We start from the raw sequence: 15,132 nt of genomic DNA on the forward strand, positions 1-15,132 counted from the left end.
AATTTAATATGATATAATTAAATTTAAGAAATAAAAAATATAAATATAAAGGAAGTGTTAAAAATGAATGAAACAATAAAATTATTACAAAATAGACGTTCTGTGAGAGAATTTACAGGGGAAAAAATTAAAAATGAAGATTTAGAATTAATTTTAAAAACTGCGCAAAGAGCTGCAAGTTCAGTAAATGGACAGCAAATTTCATTGATTGTCGTAAGAGATAAGGATAAATTGAAAAAAATCTCAGAATTATCTCACAATCAAAAACATATCGAAGAATGTGATGCTTTTATATTTGTATTAGCGGACTTTTACCGTTCTACATACGCCGCAAATTCTGTTGGAAAAAGAAATGTTGGGCCTAAGACAGCGGACGGAGTTGTCGTGGGAGCTGTTGATGCGGGAATAATGGTAAATGCTATAGAAACGGCTGTAAATGCTTTGGGATATGGAATGACTGTGATTGGAGCAATAAGAAGTTCGCTAAAAGAATTTTCAGAAATGCTAGAACTTCCGCAATATGTAATTCCTATAGTTGGTGCAGCACTTGGAGTACCTAAAGATAGACCGCTTTCAAGATTAAAACCTAGAGTGCCGTTTGACTCGTTTGTATTTTTTGATAAATATGACGCTAAAAAAGTGGAAGAAGGAGTGGAGGAACACGAAAAAGATATGGTCGCTTGGAGAAACGAAAACAATACTTCACAATTGCCTTCTTACAAAGAAATGATTGTAAGAATTTATGAAAATCCACACAATAAATTGGTTGAAGCTCTAAAATCACAAGGATTTGATGTTTTAGACGAAATTGAAGAAAAGTAGATTTTTATTAAAATTATAATTAAAAAAATTTAAAATAAAAACATTATCTTAAAAATTAACTCTTTGGTCAAAAAAATTGTTGTAAATAATTTTGTTTTGTATTATAATGTGTTGTCGAATGAAAAAATGACAGAAATAAAAAGTAATAAAAAAATATTGCAAAGACAAAATAAAAAATTACAATTTTGTCAATCGGGAGGAAATTAATGTTAAATTGGAAAAAAATGGCAATGGGACTATTTGTATTGGGACAATTTGGAATTATGTCCAATTCTTTTTCAGCATCTGCAACGTCAGAGACACAAGCAGTAAAAAAATATGATTCGTTGAACACCGCAGCGCAAGATTATGCAAAAGTATTACAGGAAATTGCAAATTATAGTTCCAGAGAGATGTCAAAATCAATAAATCCAGACATAGATAAATATGTTTCAAAGTCAAATAACCCAACAATAAAAAAACAGTGGGAGGATGCTACAACAATGCTTTTAGAGCCATATGTAGTTTCTGTTTACAAAGTTAATGAAAAAGGAAATGACGGAGAAGTTGTATTTTTGATAAAAGGTTACGATGAAAATGCTTTAAACAAATATTTGGGAGATAACGCTAAAAAATATATCCTAAAAATTGATGATAGCAAAGATGAAATAGAGCTTGATATAGACGCTTACATCAAATTGGAATACGACTATTTGTCAAAAACACCAAAAGTAAATTTAGCGACTTCTACAGTTAAATTTGAAAAAGGTTCGGATAATAAGTGGCAAGTTGTAGAAGAAAAATAAAAGAAAAAAGAAAATAAAGAAACAAATAAAAAATTAAAAAATCAAGATAACAAACATCTTGATTTTTTTATTAAATTAATTATTAAAAATTTTTTTTAAAAATGATTTTCTGTGATATTTACAAGGTCCAATTTTAAGCAAAACTTCCCTGTGAGCTTTTGTCCCGTAACCTTTATGCTTTTCAAAATTATATTCAGGAAATTCTTTAGCTATTTCACACATCATTTTATCTCTTGTGACTTTGGCCACAATTGAAGCCGCAGCAATTGCTAGAGATTTTGAATCTCCTTTTATAACACATTCTTGTTCACCGCTAAATTCTCTTATTTTGTGATTTCCATCAACAAGCACAATGTCAAAATCTGCTATTTCTTTAACTTTGTCAATAGCACGACGCATAGCAAAAAATGTCGCATTTAATATATTTATTTCGTCAATTTCCATTTCTGAAGCAATTCCAACTCCGACAATACAATTTGAAATTATTGCTTCATACAGTTTTTCTCTTTTCTTTTCAGTTAACTTTTTAGAATCGTTAATTTCCACAATTTCATCAAAATCATTTTTTATAATTACTGCACTTGCCACTACAGGTCCAGCCAGAGGTCCTCTTCCAGCTTCATCAACTCCAAGAACAATTTTTCCAAAACTTTCGTCAAATTTTTTTAAATCGTGTTTTTCAAAATCTTCTTTTTTATTTTTTTCTTTTATAATTTTTTCTCTTTTTGCATTCTTTTCTTTTTTTCTTCTTTCTCTTCTGTCTTTTCTTTTTTCATAATTTAACCTTCTATAATTTTTTCAAAATCTTCAAATCCATATTTTTTAAGTGCTTTTTTAAAATCCTGTGGCAATTCCCCAAAAATCATCATTTTTTCATTTGAAGCTGGATGATTAAACTCAAGTTTATAAGAGTGTAACATCTGTCTTTTTTCAGAATCACTTCTTCCATAAGTTGAATCTCCCAAAATTGGAAATCCCAAATATTTCATATGAACTCTGATTTGATGTGTTCTTCCAGTTTCAATGTTTACTTTCACAAATGAAAATTTTTCATTTTGAGCCAAAACTTCAAAGTTTGTAATCGCATTTTTTCCATTTGTCGCATCGACAACTGCCATTTTTTTTCTATCTAATTTATTTCGTCCAATATTTGTCACAATTCGCCCACTTTTTTTATTTATTTTTCCTTTTACAATTGTGAGATATGTTTTTTTTATTTCTTTTGTAGAAAACATATTTGACAATTTTAAATGTGATTTGTCATTTTTAGCGATAATTATAAGTCCGCTTGTGTCCTTGTCAAGTCTGTGAACGATTCCAGGTCTGATTTTTCCGTTAATTCCCGATAAATCTTTAATGTGATACATAATTGCATTTACAAGTGTTCCGCTGTTATGTCCGTGAGCTGGATGAACAACCATTCCAGCACTTTTATTTATAATTGCCAAATCTTCGTCTTCGTAAACTATATTAATTTCAATATTTTCTGGTTTAATTTCAATTTCTTCCAGTTTTGGAATTTCCATTTCAATTTCATCGTTTTCTTCAATTTTATAAGATGCCTTTGTCTTTTTGCCATTTACCAAAATATTTTCATCTTTTATGAGATTTTGGATTCTTGTTCTTGTTAAATCAAATTCTTCGGCAAGAAATTTGTCAATTCGAATTCTAGCTTTTTCACTTGAAATAATTATTATTTCTTTTTGATTTTTCAAATTTTTTCCTTTCTTGAAATAATTTTTAATAATTTTTAGTAAAATTTAAAAATTTTAACTTTTATCATCGCATTTTTGAAAAATTGTCATCTTTTGTGAATAATTTTTTTTGTGATGATTTTCAATTAAAACTGATAAATTCTTATCAATATTTTCCAATTTTTTTGCTCCAATTTTTGGATGATTTTGAAGTTTTGTGAAAAATCCGAATTTGTGCAAAACTCTTTTAAAAAACGATGCTTTTCCTTTTCCGCAGTCATGTAAAAGTGCTAATTTCAGATATATTTTTTCATTTTTCAACTCAGTTTTTTTTATTTTTTTTAGAACTTCTAAAGAATGAAATTTGTCGTATTCAGACATTTCCAAAAAAATTTTTTTTTCTTTTTCGTCAAGAATTTTAATCATTTCAGCCATATATGCCTTATTAATTTTTGGGAAATAATAATCATAAAATTTTTTAAAAACATTCATTTTATTTATCACACCTTTTTTCAAAAATTTTTTAAATTTTTTTACAACGCTTTTACAACAACATTTCCAACAACTTTTTTAATTTTTTTAATATTTTTTCCCTTTTTTCCAATAAATTGCCCTTTGTCTTTATTTTTCACAAAAAACACCGTAAAATAAGCATTTTTTTCAATTTTTTGGATTTTTTCAAGTTCTTCAAATTCATTTTTTTCAAAATAATTTTTTTTGCAAAATAAATCTTCAAACTTTTCAACTTTTTCAAAAATCAGTTTTTTCATCTCATCTGCAAATTCAACTTTTTCAAGTGTCAGATATTTTCCAGAAAGAGCACTTTTTTTATCATTCAAAATAAAATTACTCATAATTCTCACCTGCTGTGGCAAAAATTTATTTCCAGAAAAATATAATTTTTTATTTTTATACGAAACAAAAATTTCTCTTATTTTTTCTTTTAATTGCTTACCTTTTTTATTCGTAAACTCTGAAAAATCTTTTTTTCCAGAAACTTTCTCACAAATCAATTCAATTTTTTTGTCGTCATTTTTAATGAGTTTTTCTGGATATTCGTAAATATAATACCTTTTTTTAACCATTTCAGGAAATTCTAAAAATGGAACAGTCCTTTTTATTTCTTTTATCTCAAGTCCATTTATCTTTTTTATTTTTAATTGCGAAAAATCCAGAACTTTTTTCAAATTCAAATACAAAACATTTTCTTTTGCACTAACAAAAGCATCTGTTCTTCCAGCCTGCTGAATTGCAGAAAAATTTTTAATTCCATTTTTAAAAAGAAGATTTTTAAATTCCAGTTTTACGCTTCTTTTATTAGGATTTTCGTCAAAAGAATCAAATTTTTTTCCATCATATTTGACAAAAAATAAATATCCAAAATATTTTGTATTTTCAAATTTTCTTAAATTTTCATAATTTTTATTTTCTAAATTTTTTATTTTTAAATCCATTTTTTATAAAATTTTTTTATTTTTAAAAATTATTCTCCTTTTATTTTTTTAATAATATCTTCAGCCAATTCAATTTTACAACTTTCATCAATTCCCATTTCTCCTTTTATAACTCCAAATCCCCATTTACAGTAGGCAATATCAATTTTTGCATTTTTTGCTGTATTTACATCGACAAGCATATCTCCCACAAACAAAATTTTTTCTTTTGGAATTCCAAATTTTTCAGAAAGCCTGTCAACATTGTATGGATTTGGCTTATTTGGGTATTTCTTCTCGTCAGAGCCAATTATTTCACAAAATTCCCACTTATCAAGTTTTTCTTTTGCCACAGAAAGTGCGGTATTGTGGTCTTTATTTGTAATAATCCCTTTTTTTATTTTATTTTTTTCCAAAAATTCAAGTATTTTAGGAATTTCTTTATAAGGCTCGACTTTGTAGTCAAAATAGATGTCGTAATATTTTCTAATTGTTTTAGAAAAAAGTTCTTTATCAATGTCATATTTTTCTTTTTCCAAAATATTTTTAGTAAGTCCAGTGACACCGCCACCTGCAAATTTAACGCAATCATTTACAGGATATGTTTTAAGTCCCAATTCTTTCATTGTGCTATTTACAGTCATTGCAATGGAATTTGAAGTATCAAGAAGAGTTCCGTCCATATCGAAAAGTACTAGTTCATATTTCATTTTTTATCCTTTCTTTTGTTTTAATTTTTTATTTTTTTTCTTTGTTTTTATATTTGAATTTTTTTATTTTAGGTTTATAAATAATTATTTATTATAATTTTTTTGGATTTATAAAAAAATATTTTTATGCGTCTGGTTCAATAACCTTCCCATCTTTGTCAATAGGATTTCCATTGTCGTCAACTCGCATAACTTTTATGCTGTCAAGATGTCCTCTCATTGAAGTTTTGAATTTTTCGATATAAAGTTTTCTATATTTTTCTCGTTCTTTTTTTTCTTCTTCAGTAAGTTCTCGTTTTCTTGCAATTTTAGTAAATTCGTTAATTTTTTTTATAATATCTTCCATTTTTTATTTTTCTCCTTTTATTTGTTATTATTTTGTAATTTTTATTTAATTTTATTATTTATTATTTTTCTTTTTTTTTTGAGCTATAACCCATTTCGTCAAGAAATTTACTATTTTTTCTCCATTTTTTCTTAACTTTTACCCAAAGTTTTAAATTCACTTTCAAATCAATGAGATGTTCAATTTCTCTTCTCGCTTCAATTCCAATTTTTTTTAGTAAAGCACCGTCTTTTCCAATGATAATCCCTTTTTGGCTATCTCTTTCGACATAAATATTCACATCATATTTTCTTATCGCCGGTTTAGTTTCAACATTTATTATTTCAACTGCCACGCTATGCGGAACTTCGTCTTTTGTATGATGAAGAATTTTTTCTCTTATTGTTTCCACAACAATTTTATTCACGGGTAAATCTGTGTAATAATCTTTAGGATAAAACCACATATCGTTGGACAAATAATTTTTTGCCACATCAAATATTTTGTGAACTCCAATTCCATATTCCGCAGTAAGTGTAATTATTTCGTCAAAATCTCCCAGTTTTTCTCTAATTTCCACTTTTTTTTCTTCAATTTCGGCATCTGTCATTTTGTCAATTTTATTGATAATCGCAACAATTGGCGTATTTACCGCTCTTATATGCTCATTTACAAACATATCTCCAGTTGAGATTTCTTTAGTCCCATCCAGCATAAACATTATTAAATCAACATTTTCCAGCGCTTCTATTGCAATATTTGTCATATGCTCTCCCAAAAGATGTTTTGGCTTGTGAATCCCTGGAGTGTCGACGAAAATAAATTGATTCTCGTTTATATTTACAATTCCTTTTATTTGATCTCTTGTCGTTCCAGCCTTATCTGAAACAATTGCCACCTTTTCATTTACAAGTTTATTTGTAAGCGTAGATTTTCCAACATTTGGTCGCCCTACAATCGTTATGAATACTGATTTCAATATTTTTGCTCCTTAATCATATTTTTAATAATTATATCATTTTTTGAAAAAATTTGCTATAAAAAAAGGTTTCATTTAAGAAACCTTCATTAAAATTAATTACATAGCCAGTCTTTTTAGCGTAACTTCAAAAAAAGTAATTACACTTATATTTGCAAAATCTATAAAAAGTGAACCAACTATTGGAATTACAAAAAACGCTATTTTTGAATAAGTGTATTTTTCTGTAATCGCTTTCATATTTGAAATTCCGTTAGGAGTAGCTCCCATTCCAAATCCGCAATGTCCAGAAACAATTACAGCTGCGTCGTAATTTGAACCCATGGTTTTGAATGTCACAAAATTTAGATATAAATAAATAAGCAGAGTTTGAGCTAGTAAAAGTATAATTACAGGACCTGCTAAATCTATTAAATCCCATAATCTAAGTGACATTAATGCCATCGCTAAAAATAAACTTAAGGAAATATCTTCCAAGATGCTAATTTCTTTTGTTGGAGCATGAAGTGATTCCACATTGTCAGAAATATTTCTAATTATTGCTGCAACAATCATAGGTCCAATATAAACTGGAAATTTCATTGCTGGAAGCAAAAAATTTATGAAAAGTGACAAATATGAACCAATTCCCATGGCAATTAAGATGTAAAAAAATGCCATTGAAAATCTTTCTCCGTCAAGATATGGTCTTTGTTTTTTTAGAACTTCTTCATCTATATCTTTTTCAGCATTTTCTTTTGTTATATGTTCAGGAAGCAATTTGTGCTTTTTAATAAGACGGCTTGCAATTGGGCCGCCTAGCATTGAACCTGCAATAAGTCCATAAGTTGCTGAAGCTATTGCTATCGCCTTTGCTCCTGTATACCCCATTTTTTCTATTTCAGGTGCAACAGCTGCAGAAGTACCGTGTCCTCCTGTCATTGCTACAGAACCTGTCATAAGTGCAAGAAGCGGTTTTAATCCAACTAATCCTGAAAGCAAAATCGGCACGACATTTTGTAGTATACAAAGTCCTATTGCCACGAATAAAAATATAAGCACCTGTTTTCCACCTTTTTTTAATAATTTTAAACTTGCGTTAAATCCTACACTTGTAAAAAACATTATCATAAAAAATTTTTGAAGCGTGTCGTCAAAACTAATTTCTACAATTCCTGTCTGACGCAAAATAAAAGAGATGATTGAAAATAAAAATCCACCAATAACCGGTGAAGGTATACAGTATTTTTCAAAAAATTTTACTTTTTTTCTCAATTTCATCCCAATAAGTAGTAAAATAACCGATAGACCTATCGTTTGAATCATATCAAGTTTCATTTAATTCCTCCTTTTTTTTCTAAATATTAAATTCACATATCTACATTATACACTAAATGTAGTAAATCTGCAAATTTTAGCTCGAAATATTTTCCCTTAAAATTTGGAAAAACAAATAAAATGTGGTAAAATATTAAATATTATTTTATTAATGAAGGCGGGAAATATTATGGATTTTAAGCAAGTGAAGGAAAATGAAGAAAAAGCTGTTTTAAAAAATAAAAATGTTGTTGACAGTGACTTTTGGCGACAAAAATATCATATTCAAGGAATTGTGGGACTTATAAATGATCCCAACGGATTTTCGCAGTTTAACGGAGAATATCATATGTTTTACCAATGGAATCCGCTTAGCACAGAGCATAAAAACAAAACTTGGGCTCACAGTAAAAGCCATGATTTACTTCATTGGGAAAGATGTGAAACTGCATTAAGACCTGATACTTGGTATTCAAAAAATGGAGTTTATTCTGGAAGTGGAATTGTGATTGATGGAAAACTTTATTTATTTTACACTGGAAATGTAAAAGATGCAGAAGGGAATAGAGAATCATACCAATGTATCGCAGTTTCAGAAGATGGAGAACATTTTGACAGATGGGAGCCAAGCATAGTAAACCATCCAGATGGATATACAAGACACATAAGAGATCCAAAAATTTGGGAAAAAGACGGAAAATATTATGCGGTTCTTGGAATTCAAAGTGAAAAATTGGAAGGAAAAGTTGTGCTTTACACTTCAGAAAATATAAAAGATTGGAAATTTGAAGGCGAAATTGCTGGAGCAAATCACGGAAAATTAAAAGACTTTGGATTTATGTGGGAATGTCCAGATTATTTTCAATTAAAAGATGAAAAAACTGGAAAAATCATCGATTTATTAGTAGCTTCGCCACAAGGATTAGAACCGCAAGGGGATTTATACAATAATAAATATCAGACAGGATATTTTTTTGGTAAATTGGATTATGAAAAACCAGAATTTGAAATTAGCTCGGAATTTGTGGAAATTGACAGAGGACACGATTTTTATGCACCACAATCAATGGAAGATAATAAAGGAAGAAGAATTGTTGTCGGATGGATGGGAGTTCCAGAAGATGAAGATTTTCCTACAGTTAAAAACGAATGGATACATTGCCTGACTTTGCCAAGAGAGTTGAAAGTGAGAGATGGAAAACTTTATCAAGAACCAATTTCTGAAATGGTTTCAATAAGAGGGGAGAAAATGGAATTTGAAGGTTTTATTAAAGGTGAAAAAGAGATTGGAAAAGGGAAAACTTATGAATTAATTGCCAAATTTAATGATATTTCTTCAGATTTTGGATTAAAATTGAGAGTTGGAAAAGATAGTGAAACTGTTGTGAAATTTGACTTTGAAGATAAAAAACTAGTTCTTGACAGAAGTTGCGGTGCACAAGCTGATAAGAGCGTAAGAAAAGTTTTTTTAGGCGACAGAAAAGATTTGGAACTTAGAATTTTTGTTGATAATTCTTCTGTTGAAATTTTTATAAATAATGGAGAAGAAGTGTTTTCTTCAAGAATTTTCCCTTCAGAAAATGCTGACAAAATCATTGTTTTTGCTGAAAATGAAACGAAAGTAAAACTTGAAAAATGGGAATGGCAATAATAAATAAAAATAAAATTATTATAATATAAAATATGAAGATAAAACATGAAAGACATAAGTTATAAATATAAAACATATAAAGATAAGGAAATAAAAAAATTGATTAATACTGAAAAAAATAATATAAAACTTGATATAATAAATCTTTTGGATGATATTTTGCATGAAAAAAAATATAGCAATATTCAGATTAATTACTATTTTTCTAAAAATAATTATTCAAAAAAAGAAAAATTATTTGTTACAAATATTGTAAATATTGTGATAAAAAATTTAATTTATATCGATTATTTAATTGAAAAATGTACTAGAAATATAAAAAAGAGAAAAATAAAACAACTTTTGAGAATTTCTGTAGCACAATTGTTTTTTATGGATTCTGACAACTCAGGAGTTGTTTTTGAGGCGGGAGAAATTGCTAAAATAATTAATTCACATCAAGTTGGATTTGTAAATGCAACTTTACAAAATGTTTTGAAAAATAAAGAAAAATTTGATCAAGAAATTCCAATGGATAAAAAAGACGGAATAGTTTATTCATATCCGCAGTGGTTTGTGAATAAACTAAAATCAGATTTTCCAGATGACTATTTAAAAATTATGAAATCTTATAAAAAAAGAAGTTTTCTTTCCGTGAGATACGATAAAAACAAATTTACAAAAGAAGAATTTGAAAATTTATTAAAAAAAATTGATACTCAAATTTTATTTTCTGTGGAAGAAGTTTATTATTTGTCCAATGCGAATATTTTTGAAACTGAAAATTTTAAAAGTGGAGAAATAGTTGTTCAAGATGCTTCTTCATATTTAGCGGTAAAAAATCTTGAAGTTTCACAAGATGATGTTGTTTTAGACGCTTGTAGTGCACCTGGTGGAAAATCACTTGCAATTTTACAGCTTTTTAATCCCCAAATTTTGATTTCTACTGATATTCATCATCATAAAATTAAGATTTTAGAAAATTTGAAAAATAAATATGGATATAAAAATTGGAAAATAGAATTGAATGATGCCACAAAAATTGAAAATTTAGACAAAAAATTTGATAAAATACTTTTGGATGTACCTTGTAGCGGACTTGGCGTACTTCGTAAAAAACCTGAAAAAATATATGAATTGGAATCGAATAATTTTAAAAGTCTTAAAAAAATTCAAAAGAAAATTTTTGAGAGCGCATTTAATTCGATAAAAAATGGTGGAGAAATTATTTACAGCACTTGTACTTTTTCAAAAAATGAAAATACTAATAATGTTAAATATTTTTTGGAAAAATATAAAAATTTGGAAATTAAAGAAGTTGCAATTCCAAAAAATATCAAGATTCTAAAAGACGAGTTTGGTGGCGTTTATATTTCTTATGAAAATGAATATTTGGATGGATTTTATATAGCAAAATTTAAAAAAGTAAAAAAATGTGATGGTGATTAATTAATAGAACAGAAAGGATACGTTAGTATGCAATTTAATTTTAGTGACGACATAAAATTTATAATGCAAAAGTTAAATGCAAATGGAAGTGGATTTCTTGTCGGAGGAGCGATACGAGATTTAATCTTGCGTCGTGATCCCGGAGATTATGATTTTGCTACTGATATTGAATATTCAACGCTAAAGGCGATTTTTTCCGATTATTCACCAAAAGAAGTTGGCGCTCACTTTGGAATTTTGATGATTCATTTAAATGGCGTAGATTATGAAATTGCAAAATTTCGTCGTGAAACTGGAGTTTACAACAGCAGATACCCAAAAGAAATTAAATTTGTAAAAAAAATTGAAGATGACTTATCTCGTCGGGATTTTACGATAAATGCAATGGCATATAGCCAAAAAACTGGGGTTATTGATCTTTTTGGAGGTTTAAAAGACTTAAAAAATAAAACTATTAAATTTGTTGGAAATCCAAAGTTACGAATTGAAGAAGATGCGTTAAGAATTTTGAGAGCTTTCAGATTTATGGCAAAACTTGGGTTTAATCTTGATAAAAAGACAGCTGAAGCGATTTGTGAAAAAAGAAAATTTTTGAATAAAATTTCGCATGAGAGAATTTTTGATGAATTTAGTAAAATTTTGATTGCACCATATGCCATAAAAGCGTTAAAAAAGATGAAATCGCTAAAAGTTTTGGAATTTATAATTCCTGAATTTCGCTATACTTATAACTTTGACCAAAATAATCCACATCATACCGATGATTTATTTCATCACATAATTAAAGTTGTAAATCTTTGCGATAAAGACTTGATTACAAAATTTGCAGCGCTTTTTCATGATTTGGGAAAAATTAACACAAAAAGTATTGATGCAAAAGGGATTTTTCACTTTTATGGACACGAAAAGGAGAGCGCACTTATTGCTGAAGAAGAACTTAGGGAACTTAGAGCGCCAAAAGAGTTTATAAATTCTGTAAAAAAACTAATTTTAAATCATATGTTAATCTATCAAGAAGTTTCTGACAAAACTTTGAAAAAATTAATAATTAATTTTGAAGAAAAAAATTTAAAGCGGCTTTTTGATTTATTTTCTGCCGACTTAAATTCTAAAAATATAAATTCTAAAGAAGAAAATCAAAAAATTTTGGATAATTTTTTGCAAAGAATTGAAAATTTGAAAAAACAGGGAAATATTCCTAGCATTAAAGATTTGGATTTGACGGGAATTGACCTGATAAATTTGAAATTTGAAAATAGAGAAATTGGAAAACTAAAAAATGAATTGTATGAATTGGTTTTATCAGATGAATTAAAAAATGAAAAAGAGGAATTGATAAAATATTTAGCAAAAAAATATGATTTGTGTCAAAATTTTAAATATGAAAATTCTTGCGGTGCGATTGTTTTTAATAATAAAATTAAAAAATTTCTGATTGTGAAGATGTTTAATGGAAATTGGGGATTTCCCAAAGGTCACATCGAAGAATATGAAACTCAAGTTGAAACAGCAAAAAGAGAAGTTTTTGAAGAAACTGGAATTGAAATTAATATTGTTTCTGACAAAAAATATGAGATAAAATATATTCCGAATGAAACAACAATCAAAAAAGTTACATTTTTTATTGGAATAACGGAAAATGAAGAAGTGACGGTTGATGAGCAGGAAATTGAAGCATATAAATGGTGCTCTTATGAAGAAGCACTAAAAACAATAACTTATCGACTGCAAAAAGAAGTTTTGGAAAATTCTTACAAAATTTTGAAACAGAAAAATTTGGAAAGTTTGGAAAATTAAATTATGAAAACTGAGAAAATATTGGGCTATGAAGTTCATAGAAAAAAAGTTAAAAATATAAATTTGAGAATAAAAGAAAATATGGAAATTTACATTTCCGCTCCAGAAAATTTGCACAGCGATTACATAAAAAACTTTTTGATTTCAAAAGAAAAATGGATAAAAAATGTCTTAAAAAAACTTGAAAAAATAAAAGAAGAACGAAAAGAAAAAGAATATATTACTGGGGAAATTCATAATTTTTTAGGTCAAAAATATATTTTAACTGTAAAAAATGGAAATTTCAATCGAGTGGCTTTAAAAAATGATAAAAAAAATGAAATTATTCTGACAGTCTACAGCGATATTTTTGACAATTCAGAAGAAAAAAAGAAAATTTTGGAAAAGTGGTATTTTGAAAATGCTAAAAAAATTTTTTTAGAATTATTGAAAAAATGGATGGAAATTTTGAACGAAGATGTAAAAAAATTTTTGATAAAGCCGCTAAATAAAAAATGGGGATTTTGCAATTATGAAAAAAAATATGTGGCTTTAAATGTGGAACTTATAAAACGAACTCCGTTTGAAATCGAATATGTAATTTTGCATGAACTTGCTCATTTAAAGTATCCCAATCACGGCAAAGGATTTTACAATTATGTTGAAAAATATATGCCAAATTATAGAAATGCTGAAAAAATGTTAAATGCAAAACATCATTATTAATTTTTTTAAAATAATAAATCTTAAATATTATAAAAAAATAAAAAATCCCGTTTAGAATTTTAAAGGGATTTTTATTTTAATTATTTATTTTTCTACTTCTCTAATTTTTCTTAAAATCAGATAAAACTTCAACTTTTCCGTCTTCATAGACAAATAAGCCAGTCACAGCTTCGTGGGGCAAATCAAAATGCATTTTTTCTGAAGCTTGAATTATGTAATTTTTTTGAGTTTCATCGTCTATTGGGCATCCTGCACAGTCACTGTGTCCAGCGATGAAGATGTGATCAGATTTATGTTTTTTGACAGAAATCAGAACGACTTTATCTTCCACAGATTTTAAGTAATCTTCGTATACAATTTTATTTACAGGTCCAGCATCTGTAATTGTATCTACATAATTATATTTATAATTATTTCTTATATATTCATTTATAATATGAATAAATCTTCCGTCCATACAGCAGATTAATGTGCAAAACATATTTTTTCTCCTTTTTTATGTTTTTTATTTAATTTTCAAATTTTTATAATTTAAGTTTAAATTATTTTACTTCTGTTGCCTGTGGATAAATATCTTTTATGTCATTTATTATTTTGTTCACTTTTCCCCATAAAACATCTTCTTTTTGTCTATTTCCTTTTACAGCAACTCTCACATGCACACATTTTTCTTTGGCATATGGTGCAACTGTTGGATTGGTCATCTGAAAATAATCTTTTAATCTATCATCAATTTTCCCTTCAGGAACGCCTTTTATCTCTAAAGTTTTCATAAGTAAAATTGAATCGGAATATTTCTTTAAAAGCGGCAATGCGTAATCGTCTAGCATAGCAGTCATTTCTTTTGGCGGACCAGGTAAAATTATTATTTTTTTTTCATTTTTTTCAAAAAAACATCCTGGCGCAAGACCGACTTCATTTTCCAGAAGAACGGATCCTTTTAAAATTGAAGCTTCTTTTTCTGCGCCGCTTGCCACTTCAAAAAAACCACGCTCGTTGTATTTTTTTATAATTAAATCATAATATTTTTGTATCATTTCTAAGTCAACATTAAAATAATTGGCGACAACTTCTTTCGTGATGTCATCAATCGTAGGTCCAAGTCCTCCAGTTGTAATGACCAAATCCACTCTGTTAAATGCAATCTTAAGACATTCTTTTAATCTTTCAAAATTATCTCCAACAGTAGTTTGGTAATATAAATCAATTCCTATATCTGTAAATTTTTTGGAAATATATTGTGAATTTGTGTTGACGATATCTCCAACAAGTAGTTCTGTTCCCACGCAAATAATTTCTGCTTTCATTATTTTCTCCCATTTTTTGTTTATATATTTTTTATATTTCAAAAATAATTATTTATTTTTTCAAAGTTATTATATCACAATAAATCGTTTGGCACAATATTTTCATTTTTTGAAAAAATTGAGTAAAATGGCGAGAAACAAATGAAAAAATGTCTGTGGACAAAAAATAAAAAATAAGTTATAATATAAACAAAATATAT

The 15,132-nt window shown here is 27.6% G+C and carries 16 protein-coding genes; 6 read left to right on the top strand and 10 right to left on the bottom strand.

Translation table 11 applies throughout. The features are described 5' to 3' along the window. Positions 1 to 63: 63 nt before the first annotated feature. Both BCB68_RS06975 and BCB68_RS06980 read left to right on the top strand, forming a co-directional pair. Positions 64 to 822 (top strand): nitroreductase family protein, encoded by a 759-nt coding sequence (locus BCB68_RS06975; RefSeq protein WP_094080119.1) that lies wholly within the window; start codon positions 64 to 66, stop codon positions 820 to 822. 206 nt (positions 823 to 1,028) lie between these two features. Beyond that, the gene (locus tag BCB68_RS06980) at positions 1,029 to 1,607 is read left to right on the top strand and encodes a hypothetical protein (protein WP_094080120.1); all 579 of its coding nucleotides are present in this window, start codon (positions 1,029 to 1,031) and stop codon (positions 1,605 to 1,607) included. 75 nt (positions 1,608 to 1,682) lie between these two features. Here BCB68_RS06980 and BCB68_RS06985 read toward each other — a convergent pair whose 3' ends face one another. The 8 genes from BCB68_RS06985 to gltS form a co-directional block, all read right to left on the bottom strand. Next, complete coding sequence (locus tag BCB68_RS06985) at positions 1,683 to 2,321, bottom strand: ribonuclease HII (RefSeq protein ID WP_335621994.1); 639 nt, start codon at positions 2,319 to 2,321, stop codon at positions 1,683 to 1,685. A gap of 65 nt (positions 2,322 to 2,386) precedes the next feature. Beyond that, a complete protein-coding gene (locus BCB68_RS06990; protein ID WP_094080121.1) occupies positions 2,387 to 3,322 on the bottom strand; it encodes an RluA family pseudouridine synthase in 936 nt (311 codons plus the stop codon). A gap of 54 nt (positions 3,323 to 3,376) precedes the next feature. Next, positions 3,377 to 3,793, bottom strand: a complete 417-nt coding sequence (locus BCB68_RS06995; RefSeq protein ID WP_094080122.1) for an HD domain-containing protein — start codon at positions 3,791 to 3,793, stop codon at positions 3,377 to 3,379. A 41-nt stretch (positions 3,794 to 3,834) separates the two neighbouring features. Further along, positions 3,835 to 4,755: a pseudouridylate synthase gene (locus tag BCB68_RS07000; RefSeq protein ID WP_094080123.1), complete on the bottom strand. Its 921-nt coding sequence runs from the start codon at positions 4,753 to 4,755 to the stop codon at positions 3,835 to 3,837. Between the two features lie 29 nt (positions 4,756 to 4,784). Next, on the bottom strand, positions 4,785 to 5,444 hold the full coding sequence (locus tag BCB68_RS07005) for an HAD family hydrolase (protein WP_094080124.1): 660 nt from the start codon (positions 5,442 to 5,444) through the stop codon (positions 4,785 to 4,787). Between the two features lie 124 nt (positions 5,445 to 5,568). Further along, the gene (locus BCB68_RS07010; RefSeq protein ID WP_094080125.1) at positions 5,569 to 5,790 is read right to left on the bottom strand and encodes a DUF896 domain-containing protein; all 222 of its coding nucleotides are present in this window, start codon (positions 5,788 to 5,790) and stop codon (positions 5,569 to 5,571) included. A gap of 61 nt (positions 5,791 to 5,851) precedes the next feature. Beyond that, positions 5,852 to 6,748, bottom strand: a complete 897-nt coding sequence (gene era, locus BCB68_RS07015) for a GTPase Era (RefSeq protein ID WP_094080126.1) — start codon at positions 6,746 to 6,748, stop codon at positions 5,852 to 5,854. 99 nt (positions 6,749 to 6,847) lie between these two features. Then, entirely contained in the window at positions 6,848 to 8,065 is a 1,218-nt protein-coding gene (gene gltS / locus BCB68_RS07020; protein WP_094080127.1) for a sodium/glutamate symporter, read from the bottom strand. Between the two features lie 169 nt (positions 8,066 to 8,234). On the opposite strand from gltS, the gene BCB68_RS07025 reads away from it, so the two are divergent. From BCB68_RS07025 to BCB68_RS07040, 4 genes are read left to right on the top strand one after another with little or no spacing between them, the layout of a single operon-like run. Beyond that, a complete protein-coding gene (locus BCB68_RS07025) occupies positions 8,235 to 9,695 on the top strand; it encodes a glycoside hydrolase family 32 protein (protein WP_094080128.1) in 1,461 nt (486 codons plus the stop codon). Positions 9,696 to 9,740: 45 nt separating this feature from the next. Continuing rightward, a complete protein-coding gene (gene rsmB, locus BCB68_RS07030) occupies positions 9,741 to 11,123 on the top strand; it encodes a 16S rRNA (cytosine(967)-C(5))-methyltransferase RsmB (RefSeq protein ID WP_094080129.1) in 1,383 nt (460 codons plus the stop codon). 27 nt (positions 11,124 to 11,150) lie between these two features. Continuing rightward, positions 11,151 to 12,920, top strand: a complete 1,770-nt coding sequence (locus BCB68_RS07035) for an NUDIX domain-containing protein (protein ID WP_094080130.1) — start codon at positions 11,151 to 11,153, stop codon at positions 12,918 to 12,920. 3 nt (positions 12,921 to 12,923) lie between these two features. Further along, entirely contained in the window at positions 12,924 to 13,625 is a 702-nt protein-coding gene (locus BCB68_RS07040; RefSeq protein ID WP_094080131.1) for a M48 family metallopeptidase, read from the top strand. 100 nt (positions 13,626 to 13,725) lie between these two features. On the opposite strand, the gene BCB68_RS07045 is transcribed toward BCB68_RS07040, so the two are convergent. Together BCB68_RS07045 and BCB68_RS07050 are read right to left on the bottom strand one after the other, a co-directional pair. Further along, complete coding sequence (locus tag BCB68_RS07045; RefSeq protein WP_237048590.1) at positions 13,726 to 14,106, bottom strand: carbonic anhydrase; 381 nt, start codon at positions 14,104 to 14,106, stop codon at positions 13,726 to 13,728. A gap of 61 nt (positions 14,107 to 14,167) precedes the next feature. Beyond that, the gene (locus BCB68_RS07050; RefSeq protein WP_094080132.1) at positions 14,168 to 14,932 is read right to left on the bottom strand and encodes a molybdopterin-binding protein; all 765 of its coding nucleotides are present in this window, start codon (positions 14,930 to 14,932) and stop codon (positions 14,168 to 14,170) included. Positions 14,933 to 15,132 lie beyond the last annotated feature (200 nt).

Source organism: Leptotrichia sp. oral taxon 498 (assembly GCF_002240055.1).
Lineage (GTDB): Bacteria > Fusobacteriota > Fusobacteriia > Fusobacteriales > Leptotrichiaceae > Leptotrichia > Leptotrichia rugosa.